We start from the raw sequence: 16372 nt of genomic DNA, 5'->3' as shown, positions 1-16372 counted from the left end.
GCACCGGGGACGCAACGCGGTGACCGGGCGGGTCTGGGATAGGTTTTATGGCGCGGACAGGAGGTGACGGCAGTGGCTGATTCGACTCTGCGGGTCCGGCAGGCCGCTGCTCTGCACCGGCAGGCTGTGGCGGCGGCGGATGCGGCCGCTGTCGCGTTGGAGGCGTACGCTCCGGCCGCCGCCGACCCGCGTGAGCAGCATCGTCTGGCCGACCGGCTGCGGGCGGCGGCGGCGCGGTTGGCGCCGGGCTGGCTGGGTTCGACGCTTGACGCGTTGTCGCCGGTCGCGCCGCTGGGTGGGGACGGGATACCGCGGTTCGTCCGGGTGGGGCTGGCGCAGCCGCTCGATGACGTGCGCTTTCCGGCCGTGGTGCCGTTGTTGGGCACCGGGCATCTGACGATCGACGCGACGGCCACCGATCCGCGGGTGTTCGGCCTGCTGCGGTCGCTGCTGTTGCGTCTGCTGGCGGCCGCCCCGCCGGGTTCGCTGCTGGTGCGTGCGGTGGACGGGGTCGGTGGCGGTGCGGTGTTCGCGCCGTTCGAGGAGTTGTCCGACGCGGGCCTGATGTCACCGCCGGCGACCGATCGGCAGGGTCTGCGGGACGTGCTGTCCGAGGCGGAGAAGTGGCTGCGCCCGGCCCGGTCCGGTGGCCGGCGGGGTCGGCGGGACCGCAGCCTGCTCGTGGTGATCGCGAGTCTGCCGGAGCTGACCGAGGGCGAGGAGCTGCGGCGGATCGCGGCGCTGGCTCAGCAGGGCCCGGATTCCGGGCTGCATCTGATCGTGGCGGGCTGGCCGCCGCCGCCGCTGACCGCGGAGACGACGCAGGCGCCGCTGCCGCGGACGACGGCCATCTCGGTGCGTAACCCGTATGCGATCGTCGGCGACCCGCCGGGCGGGACGTTCGGGTCGGCGCCGCAGACGACGTGGCTGAACGCGCCGGTGTTCCTGGACGAGGATCCGCCGCCGCGCCTGGTCGACGCGGTGTGCCGGGAGCTGGCGGCCGATTCGGCGGAGGCGTCCCGGGTCACCCTCTCCGACCTGCTGCCGGACGAGGAGTTGTGGTCGCAGGACGCGGCGGCCGGTGTGGAGACCGTGGTGGGCCATCACGGTGACGTGCCGCTGGTGCTGCGGTTCAACGACCTGACCCCGCACTGGATGCTGGGCGGCCGGTCCGGCGCCGGCAAGACGGCCTTTCTGATCAATGTCCTGTACGGGCTGGGCGCCCGTTACAGCCCGGACGAGCTGGCGCTCTACCTGCTGGACTTCAAGGAGGGCGTGTCGTTCGCCGAGTTCGTCCCGACCCAGCGGGACCGGACATGGCTGCCGCACGCCCGCGCGGTCGGTGTCGAGTCGGACCGGGAGTACGGTCTGGCCGTCCTCCGCGAGCTGGACGCCGAGATGGGCCGCCGGTCGCTGGCCTACAAGCGGGCCGGGGTGTCGCGGTTCGCCGATCTGCGGGCGGTCGCCGCCGAGGAGGGCCGGGGCGGTCCGCTGCCCCGGGTCCTGTGTGTGATCGACGAGTTCCAGGTGCTGCTGGCCGGCAACGATCCGATGGCGGCCGAGGCGGTGGCGCTGCTCGAGTCGCTGGCGCGCAAGGGCCGGTCGTACGGGATTCATCTGGTCCTGGCGAGCCAGACGGTGCTCGGTGTCGAAGCGCTGTACGCAAAACGCGACTCGATCTTCGGCCAGTTCCCGGTGCGGATCGCGCTGCCGGGCGGCGGGGACGTGCTGGAGCCGACGAACGACGCGGCGGCCGGCCTGCCGATGGGCAGCGCCGTGGTGAACACGGCCGGTGGTCTGGGCGGGCCGCGGGGCGCCACGCGAGGGCACGAGCGGGTGGTCCGGTTCCCCGACCCGCACGCCGATCAGACGCTGCTGAGCGATCTGCGGCACCGGTTGTGGGGTGCCCGCGACCTGCAGGCCCAGCCGCCGCGGGTGTTCGCGGGGTACGCGCATCAGCATCTGGCCGACGACCCGACGTACCGGGCGGCGCTGGCGGGCCGGGTGGCGCGCCCGGCGGCGCTGGTCGGCCGGGTGATCGACGTGGCGTTGTCGTCGGCCGCGTTCCCGCTGGACTCGTCGCCGGGCCGGCATCTGGCGATCCTGGGTTCGCAGACGACCGGGGCCGAGGTGCTGGACGCGGCGGCCCGGAGTCTGGCCGCCTGCCATCCGCCGCGGACCACCCGGTTCGTGATCGCCTCGATGGTGGCCGAGGGTGACGAGCTGGCCGCCGAGCTGGCCGCCGAGATCGGGCACCGGCAGGAGGTGACGGTGGTGGACGCCGCCGGGCTGGCCGCCGAGCTGGATCCGGAGCGGCCCGGTTACCGGGTGGTGTTCGGGCTGGACGCGGCGCCGCCGGGCAGCCTGACCGGTCTGCGGCGGCTGTTGCGGGAGGGCCCGAGCCGCGGCGTGCATCTGCTGTCCTGGTGGCGCGGGGTGCGCCGGTTCAACGAGGAGACCGGCGGCAGCATGGGCCGGGAGGATGTGGCCGGTCTGCTGTTCCTGAACGTTCCGCAGTCGGACGTGTCGCTGATGCTGGGCCGTCCGGTGGACTGGCAGCCACGGGAGAACCGGGCGCTGCTGCACGACCGGCAGACCGATCGCACGGTGACCGTGGTCCCTTTCGTAGCGCCGGAGAGTGACGCGCCGTGACCGACCAGGCGGAACAGCACGGAGTGATCCCGGTGCAGGCGGGGCCGCCGGCGCCGGGGCCGTGGGCGGACTATCTGGAGGCGGCCCGGGAGCTGGACGCGCTGCGCCGGGCGGCCAGTTCGTCGGCGGGTGAGCATGCGGCGACGGTGGCGGCCGCACGGCAGGAGCTGACGTCGGTCCGGGCGCGCCTGGCCCCGCAACGGGCTCGTCTGGCGCGCGATTTCCGCGTACCGGAGAGGGATCTGACGCCGCAACCCGCCGAGCAGGCGGCGGCGATGGACAGCGTGGCCGGTGGACCGCCCGCCGTGCTGACGGCGCTGCGGCAGGCGCGCGTCACCGCGGACGCCGCGGATCATGCCTTCATCGGGCCGGCTCCGGCCGGGCCGGCGCGGCCGTGGGCGCGCAACCTGCTGATCTACGGCCCGTTCGCGGCCGCCGTGCTGATCGTGCAGGTGCTGCTGTTCCTGGTCGCCCCGCCGGGTTCGTCGTCGACCTACGCGCTGCTGTGCGGGCTGAGCATGCCGCTGCTGGCGTTCGGGATGGGGTGGGCGACGATCGGATTCGTCTACGGCGGTGAGGGGGCGAAGGTGGATCGCACGCCGGTGGCCGGGCTCATCGCCTGCCTGACGCCGGTCCTGCTCACCTGTGCGGGCACCGGCCTGGAAGCGTTGTTCAATTAGGGCATGGCGAACGTCGAGGAAGTCAAGGTCAACGTGGCGGCCACGGTGGACGGCGCCCGGCAGGCGGTCGGCGGCATCCGGGCCGTGTCGGATCAGCTGGACGAGGCGCTGGCCCGGATGCGGATGACCGCGGTCGGCTCGTTCCATCCGGCGGCCGCGGCCGCGATCGCGCATCTGGAGCAGGCGCGGACCCGCCTGGACGAGGCCGTGCAGCTCACGCATGCGGCGATCGACTCGGCGGATCAGTACCGCAACGTCATCTAGCGTTGATCAGGGCCATCGCCTCGGCCCGCACCTTGCCGTCGGTCTGGAAGCCGCCGCGCACCGCCGAGGTGACGGTCCGGGCGCCGGCCTTGCGGATGCCGCGCATCTCCATGCAGAGGTGTTCGCACTCCAGGACGACTATCGCGCCGCGGGCGCCGAGCTGTGTCATCAGCAGGTCGGCTATCTGCGACGTGAGGCGCTCCTGCACCTGGGGGCGGCGGGCGAACACCTCGACGAGGCGGGCCAGTTTCGACAGGCCGGTGATGCGCCCGTCGGTGCCGGGAATGTAGCCGATGTGCGCCACGCCCTTGAACGGCAGCAGGTGGTGCTCGCACATGCTCTGCACCTCGATGTCGCGGACCAGGACGAGTTCCTCGTGGTCCGCCTCGAAGCTGGTGGTGAGCACGGTGGCCGGGTCGACCCGCAGGCCGGCGAACAGCTCCGCGTAGGCGCGGGCCACCCGGGCCGGGGTGCGCTGGAGACCGTCCCGGTCCGGGTCCTCACCGACGGCGATGAGGATCTCCCGGACCGCCTTCTCGATCCGCCCGAGGTCGACGGCCTGCTCCACCGGGGTGCCGGTGAGCTTGCCGTCGACCAGGCGGGCGGCGAGATAGTCGAGTTCGTCCTGCGTGCTGATTGAACCCTTTTCAATGTGGCGAGGCCCGCTGTCGCCGGCGCTTGCCAACGGCCCGGCATCCTCAGGCTCGATGCCAGATTGAAAAGGGTTCACTAGTTGCTGCCTTCCGCACCGTTCGCGTTCGGGTTCTGGCCGACCGCGATCTGCCCGTCCGCCTCGGCCTGCGCCTTCAGCTTCTCCCGCTCGGCGGGGGTGAGCACCGGCGGCGCCTCGGAGGGCAGGCGCTTGCCGAAGCCGTTGAACGGCGACATCGGCGGGCGCTTCGCCACCCGGGCACAGATCCGGTTCATGTCCTCCTGAGTGATGGTCTCCTTCTCCATCAACTCAAGCACCATGTTGTCGAGCACGTCGCGGTATTCGACCAGGATCTCCCAGGCCTCGTCGTGGGCCAGCTCGATCAGGGCCCGGACCTCGGCGTCGATGTCGGCGGCGACCGCGTCCGAATACGCCTTGTCGTGGCCCATGCTGCGGCCCATGAACGGCTCGTCGCCGGTGGTGCCGTACTTGACGGCACCCAGCTTGGAGCTCATGCCGTACTGGGTGACCATGGCCTTGGCCAGGTTGGTGGCCTTCTCGATGTCGTTGCCGGCGCCGGTGGTGGGCTCGTGGAAGACGAGCTCCTCGGCGGCCCGGCCACCCAGCGCGTACGCCAGGGTGTCGATCATCTCGGCGCGGGTCTGCGTGTACTTGTCCTCGGTCGGCAGGACCAGCGTGTGACCCAGCGAGCGGCCACGCGGCAGGATCGTCACCTTGTGCACCGGGGCCGAGTGCGGCAGGGCGTAGGCCACCAGCGCGTGTCCACCCTCGTGGTACGCGGTGATCTTCTTTTCCTTGTCGCTCATCGCCCGGGTGCGGCGCTCGGGGCCGGCGATGACCCGGTCGATCGCCTCTTCGAGGTAGTCGTTGCCGATCGCCCGCTTGTCGTGCCGGGCGGTCAGCAGCGCGGCCTCGTTGATCACGTTGGCCAGGTCGGCGCCGGAGAAGCCGGGCGTGCGGCGGGCCACCGAGTCGAGGTCGACGTCGGGCGTGAACGGCTTGCCCTTGGCGTGCACCCGCAGGATCGCCTTGCGACCCTCCATGTCCGGGTTGTCGACCGGGATCTGCCGGTCGAAACGGCCGGGACGCAGCAGGGCCGGGTCCAGGATGTCGGGCCGGTTGGTCGCGGCGATCAGGATGACGCCGCCCTTGGTGTCGAAGCCGTCCATCTCGACCAGCAGCTGGTTGAGGGTCTGCTCGCGCTCGTCGTGGCCGCCGCCCATGCCGGCGCCACGGTGCCGGCCGACGGCGTCGATCTCGTCGACGAAGACGATCGCCGGAGCGTTCGACTTGGCCTGTTCGAAGAGGTCGCGGACCCGGCTGGCGCCGACACCGACGAACATCTCCACGAAGTCCGAGCCGGAGATGGAGTAGAACGGCACTCCGGCCTCACCCGCGACGGCCCGGGCCAGCAGCGTCTTGCCCGTACCCGGGGAGCCGAACAGCAGCACACCCTTCGGGATCTTGGCGCCGAGGGCTTGGTACTTCGTCGGGTTCTGGAGGAAGTCCTTGATCTCCTGGAGCTCCTCGACCGCCTCGTCAGCACCGGCCACGTCGGCGAACGTGGTCTTCGGCGTGTCCTTGGTGATCATCTTCGCCTTGGACTTGCCGAAGTTGAGCACCCGCGAACCGCCACCCTGCATCTGCGACATGAAGAGCAGCAGCAGGACCACGAGGATCGCGATCGGCAGCAGGTTGATCAGAATGCTGAGGAGAATGTTGTCACCGGAGACCGTGGCGTTGACGGTGCCGGAGATCCGGCCCTGGTCCTTCGCCTGGTCGACCTGGTTCCAGATCTCGTCGGTGAGCTCGTACGGATACTGGGTCTCGATCTTGTCGGTCGACTTGTTGTTGAACGTCTCGTCTTTTTCGAGATCGATCTGGAGCGTCTGCTCCTTGTCCTTCTGGACGACCTTCTTGATCCCGGGCTGGTTCAGACGCTCAAGCGCGACCGAAGTGTCTACCCTCTGGTAGCTCGGACCACTGGTGAAGAAAGAGCTCAGCGCCACTACGCCGATGATCACCAGAATGATCCAGACCACCGGGCGGCGGAAGAAACGCGTACGTTCCATACTGTTGTCGGGCGCCAAGCGCCCGGACCCTCCTGATCGGCGTCCTGGTCACCTCAACGTCGCCGCGTGGTGGGCGGCCCCTCCGGCGCTTGTGACGACTACGCCATTGGTCACTCGACCGTACACCGTAGGTGCCGTCGACGAACCCGTGAGGCGGTAGCGCGAAGGCTGGGTATCGGTGGGGAAGTCAGGGCGGTTCGTGTGCAAAACCGCCCATAACGACCAATACTGAGAACACGCTGAGAAAGCGGTTCAGCTACGGGCGTACACCTCGGGCTTCAAGACCCCCACGTACGGCAACTCCCGGTAGCGCTCGGAGAAGTCCAGTCCGTACCCCACGACGAACTCGCTGGGGATGTCGAAGCCCACATACCGCACCGGAACCTGCACCTTGACCGCGTCCGGCTTGCGGAACAGGGCCACCACCTCGACGCTGGCCGGCTGCCGCGACTCCAGGTACTTCATGAGCCAGGAGAGGGTCAGACCGGAGTCCACGATGTCCTCGACGACGAGCACGTGCCGGCCGGTGATGTCCCGGTCCAGGTCCTTGAGGATGCGCACCACGCCCGAGGAGGTGGTGCCCTGCCCGTACGACGAGACGGCCATGAACTCCATCTCGGTCGACGGACCGTGCTTCCCCAGCGCGCGGGCGAAATCGGCCATGAACATGACCGCACCCTTCAGCACACAGACCAGGAGGATGCCACCGTCGGCGTCGGTGTGGTCCACCGACACCTGCTTGGCAAGTTCGTCGATCTTGTCCCGGATCTGTTGCTCCGAGATGATCACGTGGTCGATGTCGGTGTCGTACCAAGAGCCATCAGCCATGGGCCTAGCCTGCCGTATGGAAGTTACCGTTCGGCCAACGGGGCCACTTTCCGAACGGGACGCCTCACTTGATATGGGCCGGAACCACCCGTACGAGGTCGTCCCTGTGGCGAGCCACACCTATTCCGGCGGGCAGATGCACCGGGCCCTGACCGTGCCAGTCGGTCACCAGGGCGTCCATCGCGACCACGTGCCCGAAGGCCAGCGCCGCCCCCGGCGCCCCCAGCTCCCGCGCCCAGCGGTGCAGCACCCGCCCCCGGATCGCCGCCCGCTGAGCGGCGAGAGCCCGCACCGACAACCCGCCCGGCGACCGGGCCGACTCCAGGGCGGCACCGGCGAGTTCGTCCAGCGCCTCGTTGTCCGCCGCCAGCAGGGACGCGGTCCGCGCGAGGTTGCCCAGCACGCCCGCACCCAGCGCGTCGACCAGCACCGGCAGCACCGCGGAACGCACCCGGGACCGGGCGTACGCCGGGTCGGTGTTGTGCGGGTCCTCCCACGGGGCCAGGCCCAGGGCGGCGCAGGCCTTGCGGGTGTCCGCCCGGGCCACGTCCAGCAGCGGCCGCCGGAAGATCCCCCGCCGGCCGGGCATCCCGGACAGTCCACGAGGGCCGGCCCCGCGGGCCAGCGCCAGCAGCACCGTCTCGGCCTGGTCGTCGCGGGTGTGACCGAGCAGCACGGCGGCCGCCCCCAGGTCGGCGGCGGCGGTGGTCAACGCGTCGTACCGCGCCGTGCGGGCGGCCGCCTCCGGGCCGCCCGGCAGGCCGGCCACCGACACCGTGGCGATCCGCACCGGGTCGAAGCCGGCGTCCCGCGCCCAGGCGGCCACCGACCGGGCCCGCCGATCCGAGCCCTCCTGCAACCCGTGATCGACCGTGACCAGGCCCACCCGGCGGCCCACGAACTGGGCCGCCGACGCGAGCGCCAGCGAATCCGCCCCGCCCGAGCAGGCCACCAGAACCAGGGCGTCACCCGGCAGATCGGCCAGCCCCCGGCGCACGGCGGTGCGGACGGCCGCCACCGGCGGCGGGATCCGGGCCATGTCAGCCGTGCACCCGGGTGACCCAGGCGTCCGGGTCGCCCAGCTCCTCCAGACGGGGCAGGGTGAGCGGCGACTCGAAGATCTTGTTGAAGCCGGCCATGCCGACCCGCTCGACGACACCGTGCACGAACTTGCGGCCCTCCGCGTACTGCCGCATCTTGACCTCGATGCCGAGCACCCGGCGCACCGCCTTCTCCAGCGGGTTGCCGCTCTCCCGGCGGCGGTTGAACTTCGCCCGGATCGACTCGACCGTCGGGATCACCTCGGGGCCGACACCGTCCATGACGAACTCGGCGTGCCCCTCCAGCAGCGTCATCAGCGCGGTCAGCCGGTCCAGCACGGCCCGCTGGGCGGGAGTCTGGACGACGTCCAGCATCGAGACCCGGCTCTCCTCGTCGCGCAGCGCCTCGGACAGGGTCGCCACGCCCCGGCGCAGCCGCTCCAGGATGTGCTCGCCGCCCTGCGACGCGTCGACGAACGCCTGCACCTCGCCGAGGAAATAGCCACGCATCCACGGCACCGCGGTGAACTGGGTGCGGTGGGTGACCTCGTGCAGGCAGACCCAGAGCCGGAAGTCCCGCGGGTCGGCGCCGATCTTGCGCTCCACCTCGACGATGTTGGGCGCGTTGAGCAGCAGCTGGCCGGGCTCGCCGGAGAACACCTCGTACTGGCCGAGGACGCGGCCGGACAGGTAGGCCAGCACCGTGCCGGCCTGCACGCCGGTCACCCGGGAGCCGATCGCGTCGGCGAACGGGCTGGGCTCCCGGTCCCCGGAGAGCCGGCTGACCAGCGGGCCGATGACCTTCTGGAGACCGGCGATGTTCACCCGGGCCCAGTCCCGCCGGTCCACCACACGGACCGGCGGCACGTCGGTCTGCGCGATCAGGCCGGTGTAGGCCGCCACGTGCACGGCCGCCTCGTCGGTCAGCGTCCGCAGCTCGGACACCACCTGGGTGGCCTCCTCGTAGGAGACCGCGGGGCCCGTCTTCGACAGCGCGCCCGCGGTCGCGGCGGCCAGATCCCAGTCAACGAACTGCGCCATGCAGCCCACCGTACCCGCGCGGCTCCAGAGCGCACTCCGGTGAAACCCCGGATCAGCAGCCGCAGGCGACCAACCGGGCGGCGATGTCGTCCAGCGCGGCCCGGGCCGTGATCGCGTTCGCCCCGCCCTTCGCCATGATCGCGAAGGCCAGCACCCGCCGCTCCCGGGTGACCAGCACCCCGGCCAGCGTGTTCACCCCGCTCAGCGACCCGGTCTTGGCCCGGACGACGCCCTGCGCGGTCTCGTTGGCGCTCGGCGTGGCGAACCGCGTCTCCAGGGTGCCGGACCAGCCGGCCACCGGCAGGCCGTTGAAGATGTTGCTGAGCGCCGGCTGATCCGCGCCGGCGGCCAGCGTCAGCGTCTTGACCAGCAGCTCCGGGGCGATGGTGTTGCGGTTGGACAGGCCGCTCGCGTCATTGAGGACGGCCAGCTCGGCGGGCAGGCCCAGCTCGGTCAGCTGGTCCGTCATCGCGGTGGCCGCGCCCTTGAAGCTCGGCTCCGCGCCGGCCGCCAGCGCGACCTGCCGGCCCAGCGCCTCCGCCACCACGTTGTCGCTCATCTGCAACATCCAGTCGACGATCTGCACCATCGGCGGCGACTCGACCTTGCCCAGCTCGTCACCCGGGGCGATCGTCGCCGAGGCCGCCGCCGACGGCGACGGGTCGACGGCCGCCGTCTCCGGCGCCTTCCCCTTCGCCACCGCCGACGCCGGAACGCCGATCATCTTGGCGAACAGCTTGCCGGTCGCCAGTGCCGGATCCGAGTGCCGCGGATCCCCGCCGTACTCGTTGTGCACCGGCTCGATCCGCCCCGCGTTGACCATCAGCGGCTGGATCCGGGCCACCTGCCCGTCCGCGATGTCCCCGCTACCCCAGCCGGGTGCTGTCTCCGGCCCGGTGAACAGGGAGGTGTCCACCGTCACCCGGGTCGGCTTCGTACCGCCGAGCGCCTTCTTCACCTGCGCCGCCAGATCGTCCAGGCGGGCCGCCCCCGGGAAGAGGTCCTTGTCGTCCTCCTCGACCGCCAGCGTCGGGTCACCGCCGCCGATGATCACCACCTCGCCGGGCCGGCTCCCCGCCACCACGCGGGTCTCCAGCCGGTGCGCCGGCCCGCGCGCGGCCAGCACGGTCGCCGCGGTCAGCACCTTCGTCGTCGAGGCCGGGGTGGTCATCTTGTCGGCGTTCCGCTCGTACAGCAGCGTCCCGGTCGCCGCGTCGACCACCTGAACGTGCACGGTGGAACCCAGCGCCGGTGCGTCGACCAGCGGATCCAGCGCCGCCTTGACGGCCGCCGGGTCCGGTGCGGAGCCGTCCACGTCGGCCGCCAGCAGCACCGGCGTCGGCGTCGGCTCCGGAGTGGGCGCCGCCGTCGTGGGCGCGGTGGCCGGTTCGGCGCCGAGCCATTCGTCGACCGGCCCGGGCCGCACCACGAGACCCACTGCCGCCGCCCCCGCCACCAGCGTCAAGATCACAAGAGCGGACACCATTTTCGTACGGGATCTGCGAGGAACCGCCTGGTCCGGAGCGATGCCGTCGCCGGTCCCGGCCGTAACGCCCGCGCCGGGCTGATGCGGTGCTTGCGCTCCTCGCGGCGGTGCACCCACCGAGGCGGTGTTCAACGGCACGGAGGCGCGCCCGTAGCCACCCGGATCCGCCGGTGCGCTCACTCCACCGGCCCAGGCCCCGCCGCCCACGGGTCCGCGGGCCGGTCCGCTGGTCGCCGGTCCGCCGGCCGGTCCGCTGGTCGCCGGTCCGCTGGTCGCCGGCCCACCGGCCGGTCCACTAACCGCCGGTCCGCCGTCGCGAGGTTGGGTTCCACCGGGTGCGCCCGGCAGGGGTGGGATCCCGCCGGCGGGCAGGCCGAGGCTCGCGGTCCGGTCCGGATCCACGGAACGGCCCGGAGCAGCGGTCCGGCTCACGATCTGCCCCAGGTTGGCGGTACGCCCCGGATCGTCGTCCTGGCCCGAAGCGGCAGTTGTCCTCAGACCGGGCGCCCGTCCGGGATCGGCCGGCCGTCCTGGTTCGAGTGCCCGCCCGAGGTCAGCGGTCCGTCCCGGGTCGAGCGGCCGCCCGAAGTCAGCGGTCTTCCCCGGGTCCGCGCCTTGCCCATCGCCCGGCCGACCGGGCACAGCAGCATGACCGGCCCCAGACCCGCCCGGAACAGCAGCATGACCGGCCCCAGACCCGCCCGGAACAGCAGCATGACCGGCCCCAGACCCGCCCGGAACAGCAGCATGACCGGCCCCAGGCCCGCCCGGCACAACATGACCGGCCCCAGGCCCGCCCGGAACAGCAGCATGGCCGGCCTCAGATCGGCCCGGCACCACGGCCTTCCCCTGCCCACTGTGCTGACGGGGATCGGGAGACTGCCCCGAGCCGCCGGGCTGACGGGGATCGCCGGGCAAACGGAGATCGCCAGGCAGACGGTGCTCTCCAGGCTGAGCCGGATTGGCCGGCTGACGGGAGTCGACAGACTGACTCGGGTCGCCGGGCAGACGAAGATCACCAGGCAAATGGTGATCTCCGGGCTGACTGGGGACACCAGGCTGACGGGGATCGGCGGCCTGACCCGAGACACCGAGCTGACGAGGATCAGCAGCCTGACCCGAGACACCGAGCTGACGAGGATCAGCAGCCTGACCCGAGACACCGAGCCGACGGGGATCACCGGGCCGGTCCGAGACGCCGGGCAGACGGGAATCAGCAGCCTGACCCGAGACACCGAGCTGACGGGGATCGCCGGTCCGGTCCGAGGCGCCGACCTGGGCGGAGCCGGCGGAACGTCCATGAGTACCGGGCTGTCCACTGCCGGGACGGTCTGATCCGGCGACCTGACTCAGATCAGCGGGACGTCTCGGCGCCCCGGCCTGCCCAAGGTCGGTCGGCCGGTTCGGAACGCCGCCGCGGTCCGAATTCACCGTTCGCGCATCATCCGAAGCAAGACTCGCCGGCCCACCGTGCACGGGCGGCCCGGCCGCCCAGGCACCGCGCACGGCCGGTTCTCCGGGTTGACCCGCGCCCTCATCCCGCGGGACCGCGGCACGGTCCGGCCGGCCTGGCGTCGAGCCTGCCTGCGGGAGGCCGCCGTGGTCCGCCCCGGCCTGGGGCTGCGCCGGCGAATCCTGGCCTGGCCGGTCCGTGGCCTGGTCGGGGCGGTGGCCCGGCCAGTTCCCGATCGGTCCCGGGCCGCTGGGCGGGTACTCGCCGGACGGCGCCGTGGGAACTCGCCCACCCGCCACCGCGGCCTCACCACGGCCATCCGGCGCGGTCGGCCCGAGTTCCGGTGCCACGGAAGGCGCTCGCCCCGGCACCGCGGCCGTAGGAACACCCGGATGCGTCGGTTGAGTCCCGGGGACGAAGTTCGGCGACATCGACCCTGGCGGCGCGGCCTCGGGACCCGGAACGCTTCCCGCCCCGGCCGGTTCCGCCGGTGCGCCTGACCCGACATACCCGGGCAGCTCAACATGCCCGGCCTGCGCCACCGGCCCGGCTTGTCTCATCTGTCCGCCCGAAGGCATCTGCGCTGGCTGCCCCGGCGGCACGGCCTGCCCCATCTGCGTACCCGAAGGCATCTGCGCGGACTGCCCCGTCGGCACGGCCTGCCCCATCTGCGTACCCGAAGGCATCTGCGCGGACTGCCCCGGCGGCACGGCCTGCCCCGGCTGCACGCCCGAAGGCATCTGCACAGGCTGCCCCGGCGGCACAGCTTGTCCCGTCTGTGCGGTCGACGGCATCTGCACGGCACCCATCGGCGCGACCGATGGCGTCCGCGGACCGACCGCCGGGCCCGAAGGCGACGCCTGCACGGGCCGGCCCGCCCCCGACGACTGCGACTGCGACTGCGACTGCGACTGCGACTGCGACTGCGACTGCGAGTCGATTTTCCGCCCGGGTTCGGGCGAGGCGGGTATTCGGCCGGCCGCGGCTCCGGGCAGGAAAGCGGTTAGGTCGGCCATCGAGGCCGGAGGACCGGCCATCTGTCCGGTTCCCGGACCGCCCGGGGTAGCTGTGCCGGCCGTCTGTCCGGGCGTAAGAGGCTGACCGTGCGCTTGGGCCTGCGCAGATGTAGGCGCCTGACCCGGTACGGAAGGGTGACCCATGTCCGGCGTCCGACCGGCGGCGGGGCCTTGTGGCGTGGGCGGCTGTCCGGGCGTACCGAATGGGTGTGGGTTTGCGGGTGACCGGCCGGATTCCTGGCCGGGCGCAGATGCCTGGGGGATCGATGCGCTCCCGGAGGTGGATGCCGATCCGGCGGGCGACGGGCCGGCGACCGGTGTTTGCGGAACGCTCGCCCGGCCGGGAAGCGGCGCGGAAGGCGAGAAAGTCTGGCCCGAAGCCGGCACGGAAGGCGGGAAAGCCTGACCCGGAGTTGGCACGGAAGGCGGGAAAGCTTGACCCGGAGTTGGCACGGGCGGCGAGGAAGCCTGACCCGAAGCCGACGCGGAAGGCGGGAAAACCTGACCCGGAGTCGGCGCGGGCAATGGGGAAGCCTGACCCGGAACCGACGCGGAAGGCAGGAAAGCCTGACCTGGAGTCGGCGCGGGCGGTGGGGAGGCCGGGCCGGGAGTCTGCGGCGCGGTGGATGGGGGGACGCCGGGCGAGGGCGGTCCGGCCGGGGTGACGTTCGGTGGCGTGGCCGGGGCGCGGCCGGGGGCGGACGCGTCCTCCTGCTGCCAGGGGAACGGCATCCGGGCGCCGGGGCCCGCGGGCGGGACGACGGCGCGGCCGGCCGAGGGGGCCGCGGAAGCGGACGACGGATCGGTCACGCCCGATTTATCCGGATATGCCGGAGATGCCCCGGACGGGTCCGCGGATCCATTACCCTCTTCGGGGCCGGGCTGTGCATCCGACACGCCGCGTCCCTCCGGACCGTCATGTGAATCTTGCCTCGTCACACGCCCCTCCTCACCCGTGGCGTCAGACTTAGGGGAGACTAGCGACATCCGGCACACCGTCGCGCGCGGATCCTGCGGGCCCTGCATCCAACCCCCGCTTCCCTGCCCGGCGGACCGGTCTATTCAAGCGGGCAAGCAAAAGGGGAGCGAATAATGGATTTCGACGTTCTGGTTGAGATCCCCAAGGGGCAGCGCAACAAGTACGAGGTGGACCACAAGACCGGACGTATCCGGTTGGACCGGACCCTCTTCACCGCGACACAGTATCCCGCGGACTACGGCTACATCGAGGGCACCCTCGGGCAGGACGGCGACCCGCTGGACGCGCTCGTGCTGATCCAGGAGCCGACCTTCCCCGGTTGTCTGGTCCGGGCCCGCGCGATCGGCATGTACCGGATGACCGACGAGCACGGCCGCGACGACAAGGTGCTCTGCGTTCCCTACGAGGACCCGCGTCAGGAGCACCTGCGCGACATCCACCACCTGGGCGAGTTCGACCGGATGGAGATCCAGCACTTCTTCACGGTCTACAAGGACCTGGAGCCGGGCAAGTCGGTCGAGGGCGCGACCTGGACCGGCCGGATCGAGGCGGAGGCCGAGATCCGGGCCTCCTTCAAGCGCGCCGAGGCCGCCGAGGCCGCCGAGGGCGAAGGCGAGCACTGATCGATCGCTCCCGCGAGACCGCTGACCGACCGCACCTGTGGGGCCCGCCCCGCAGGTGCGGTCGTATTGCCGGGTGTCCCAGCCGGCGGACCCGGGAGAGATAGCTCACACGGGCGTCAGCCCAGACCGGACACCGCGCCGTAGAGGCCGGTCACCGCGCAGGCCACCGGGATCACCGAGACCACCGTGAGGGCGTCCAGCCAGTCGGCGGCACGGCCCAGGTAGGGCGACGGTGGGCGGCTCGCGTACCGGGCTCCGGCCCCCACCGTGATCAGCGCGACCAGGACGGCTCCCGCGATCACCGCGGGCAGGGCGTCGCCGGCGCCGGTGAGCAGGTCGGCGCCGAGTGCGGCGCCACCGGCGAGGCCGGCGACCAGCACCGGCACCCGGTGCCGCCAGGTGACGAAGAGGCGGGCGCGCAGCAGCAGCGCCGCCGCGCTGACCGCGAGCAGGATGCGTGCGGAGAGGGTGCCCGCGGTGGCGAGCACGGCGTAGGCGCCGGCCGCCAGGACGGCATGGCCGAGGAGCATTCCGGCAAGCAGTTCATCGGTACGCTCGACCGCCGCGAACACGACCGCACGCTGCGGTCGCTGACGGACCGTGTCGGCCCCGGGGCGGGACTGGCCGTCCGGAACCGCCGACTCGACGCCGGGCGGCAGGCTGACCGGCGGCAGCGGGGCCCGCCCGAACCGGACGGCGAGCAGCGGCAGCACCCCGATCCCGCAGACCAGCACCGAGATCAGCACCGCGGCGCCACCGGCCGCGTCGGTGAACAGCCCGGTGGCGGCGGTGAGCGCGCCCAGCAGGCCGACCGTCACGCCGGCTGTGAAGAACCGTGCCCCGGCCGCCACACCGGCCCCGGCCAGCGCCGACACGAGCAGGACGGCGACCGATCCGGCGAGCAGTTCCGGTCCGCCGAGCCAGGGCAGCGCGGTGAACACACCGCCACCGTCGCCGGAGGTGATCAGAATCGCGCCTCCGGCGAAGGCGTACGGCAACGCGTACCCGCCGAGGGCGATCCCGGCACGGCCGTCGCCGTACGCCCGGGACGCGATGGTGCCGGTGAACGCCAGCAGCAGCGCCACGCCGAGCCCGGCGATCCCGGCGAACTCCCCGTCCGGCCCGCTGAGCAGCAGGGCGGGCAGGCCGAGCGCGAGCGGGACGGCGGCCGCCGCCAGGGTCGCTGTCCGGGTGGCGGCCGGGGTCCAGACACCGCCCCGGCGGCGGGCGCCCTCGGCGATGGCCTCGACGACGTCGTCGTACTCCAGCTCGGGCCACTCGTCGCCGGCCGGGACGAGGTGCAGCACCTCGCCGTCGCGTACCCCCTGGGGTTGGAGGCCCTGAGCTGTGGCGAGAGCGACACCGTCGCCTCGCCGGAGCACCCACCCGCCGTGCTTCTCGCCCTCGTCGGCGAGACCCTCGCCGGCGTGCCGGAGCACCTCGGGCAGCAGCTCGGCCAGTGGAACCTGCTCGGGAAGTGCCACGTCGACCCGACGGTGCGGTGCGCTGATCGTCACACGGGCTAGACCGACGCTCACCAGGAATTCCTTCCGTTCGTCCACAGC

The 16372-nt window shown here is 72.2% G+C and carries 13 protein-coding genes; 5 read left to right on the top strand and 8 right to left on the bottom strand.

Annotated elements, in window-relative coordinates; all coding sequences use genetic code 11:
* Positions 1–63 precede the first annotated feature (63 nt).
* Genes J5X75_RS39340 through J5X75_RS39330 form a run of 3 tightly spaced genes read left to right on the top strand, consistent with a single transcriptional unit; the run spans position 64 to position 3596 of the window.
* Positions 64–2652: an FtsK/SpoIIIE domain-containing protein gene (locus J5X75_RS39340; protein ID WP_208472812.1), complete on the top strand. Its 2589-nt coding sequence runs from the start codon at positions 64–66 to the stop codon at positions 2650–2652.
* Positions 2649–3332 carry a hypothetical protein gene (locus J5X75_RS39335; protein WP_208472811.1) on the top strand — a complete coding sequence of 228 codons (684 nt, stop codon included), beginning with the start codon at positions 2649–2651 and terminating at the stop codon, positions 3330–3332. The genes J5X75_RS39340 and J5X75_RS39335 overlap by 4 nt, the downstream gene beginning before the upstream one ends.
* A gap of 3 nt (positions 3333–3335) precedes the next feature.
* Complete coding sequence (locus J5X75_RS39330) at positions 3336–3596, top strand: hypothetical protein (protein ID WP_208472810.1); 261 nt, start codon at positions 3336–3338, stop codon at positions 3594–3596.
* On the opposite strand, the gene folE is transcribed toward J5X75_RS39330, so the two are convergent.
* The 7 genes from folE to J5X75_RS45085 all read right to left on the bottom strand — a co-directional run bounded on the left by folE (position 3589) and on the right by J5X75_RS45085 (position 11548).
* The gene (gene folE, locus J5X75_RS39325; RefSeq protein ID WP_208472829.1) at positions 3589–4248 is read right to left on the bottom strand and encodes a GTP cyclohydrolase I FolE; all 660 of its coding nucleotides are present in this window, start codon (positions 4246–4248) and stop codon (positions 3589–3591) included. The two genes, J5X75_RS39330 and folE, sit on opposite strands and share 8 nt — an antisense overlap.
* A 77-nt stretch (positions 4249–4325) precedes the next feature.
* Positions 4326–6341 (bottom strand): ATP-dependent zinc metalloprotease FtsH, encoded by a 2016-nt coding sequence (gene ftsH, locus J5X75_RS39320; RefSeq protein ID WP_208472809.1) that lies wholly within the window; start codon positions 6339–6341, stop codon positions 4326–4328.
* A 252-nt stretch (positions 6342–6593) separates the two neighbouring features.
* Complete coding sequence (gene hpt, locus J5X75_RS39315) at positions 6594–7169, bottom strand: hypoxanthine phosphoribosyltransferase (protein ID WP_208472808.1); 576 nt, start codon at positions 7167–7169, stop codon at positions 6594–6596.
* A gap of 64 nt (positions 7170–7233) precedes the next feature.
* Positions 7234–8208, bottom strand: coding sequence for a tRNA lysidine(34) synthetase TilS (gene tilS, locus J5X75_RS39310; RefSeq protein ID WP_208472807.1), 975 nt, complete (start codon positions 8206–8208; stop codon positions 7234–7236).
* A gap of 1 nt (position 8209) precedes the next feature.
* Positions 8210–9250: an Rv3626c family coenzyme F420 biosynthesis-associated protein gene (locus J5X75_RS39305; protein WP_208472806.1), complete on the bottom strand. Its 1041-nt coding sequence runs from the start codon at positions 9248–9250 to the stop codon at positions 8210–8212.
* Between the two features lie 52 nt (positions 9251–9302).
* Complete coding sequence (gene dacB / locus J5X75_RS45090; protein ID WP_238490768.1) at positions 9303–10736, bottom strand: D-alanyl-D-alanine carboxypeptidase/D-alanyl-D-alanine endopeptidase; 1434 nt, start codon at positions 10734–10736, stop codon at positions 9303–9305.
* A gap of 494 nt (positions 10737–11230) precedes the next feature.
* Positions 11231–11548: a hypothetical protein gene (locus J5X75_RS45085; RefSeq protein WP_238490767.1), complete on the bottom strand. Its 318-nt coding sequence runs from the start codon at positions 11546–11548 to the stop codon at positions 11231–11233.
* A 46-nt stretch (positions 11549–11594) separates the two neighbouring features.
* Here J5X75_RS45085 and J5X75_RS45080 point away from each other — a divergent pair, with 46 nt between their 5' ends.
* Positions 11595–12071, top strand: coding sequence for a hypothetical protein (locus tag J5X75_RS45080; RefSeq protein WP_238490766.1), 477 nt, complete (start codon positions 11595–11597; stop codon positions 12069–12071).
* Positions 12072–14297: 2226 nt separating this feature from the next.
* On the top strand, positions 14298–14807 hold the full coding sequence (locus J5X75_RS39295; protein WP_183224342.1) for an inorganic diphosphatase: 510 nt from the start codon (positions 14298–14300) through the stop codon (positions 14805–14807).
* Positions 14808–14923: 116 nt separating this feature from the next.
* Here the strand turns inward: J5X75_RS39295 and eccD are convergent, their stop codons facing one another.
* Positions 14924–16345 (bottom strand): type VII secretion integral membrane protein EccD, encoded by a 1422-nt coding sequence (eccD, locus tag J5X75_RS39290; RefSeq protein ID WP_208472804.1) that lies wholly within the window; start codon positions 16343–16345, stop codon positions 14924–14926.
* Positions 16346–16372: the final 27 nt, after the last annotated feature.

The sequence above is a fragment of the Actinoplanes flavus genome, assembly GCF_017592555.1.
Taxonomy (GTDB): domain Bacteria; phylum Actinomycetota; class Actinomycetes; order Mycobacteriales; family Micromonosporaceae; genus Actinoplanes; species Actinoplanes flavus.
This window is presented reverse-complemented; position numbering and strand designations above follow the sequence as displayed.

Bases quoted from the DNA above. Each gene is read 5' to 3' on its own strand.
- J5X75_RS39330 (WP_208472810.1), top strand. From the start codon at position 3,336: ATGGCGAACGTCGAGGAAGTCAAGGTCAACGTGGCGGCCACGGTGGAC.
- dacB (WP_238490768.1), bottom strand. From the start codon at position 10,736: ATGGTGTCCGCTCTTGTGATCTTGACGCTGGTGGCGGGGGCGGCGGCA.
- J5X75_RS45085 (WP_238490767.1), bottom strand. From the start codon at position 11,548: ATGCTGCTGTTCCGGGCGGGCCTGGGGCCGGTCATGTTGTGCCGGGCG.
- hpt (WP_208472808.1), bottom strand. From the start codon at position 7,169: ATGGCTGATGGCTCTTGGTACGACACCGACATCGACCACGTGATCATC.
- J5X75_RS39305 (WP_208472806.1), bottom strand. From the start codon at position 9,250: ATGGCGCAGTTCGTTGACTGGGATCTGGCCGCCGCGACCGCGGGCGCG.
- ftsH (WP_208472809.1), bottom strand. From the start codon at position 6,341: ATGGAACGTACGCGTTTCTTCCGCCGCCCGGTGGTCTGGATCATTCTG.
- tilS (WP_208472807.1), bottom strand. From the start codon at position 8,208: ATGGCCCGGATCCCGCCGCCGGTGGCGGCCGTCCGCACCGCCGTGCGC.
- J5X75_RS39295 (WP_183224342.1), top strand. From the start codon at position 14,298: ATGGATTTCGACGTTCTGGTTGAGATCCCCAAGGGGCAGCGCAACAAG.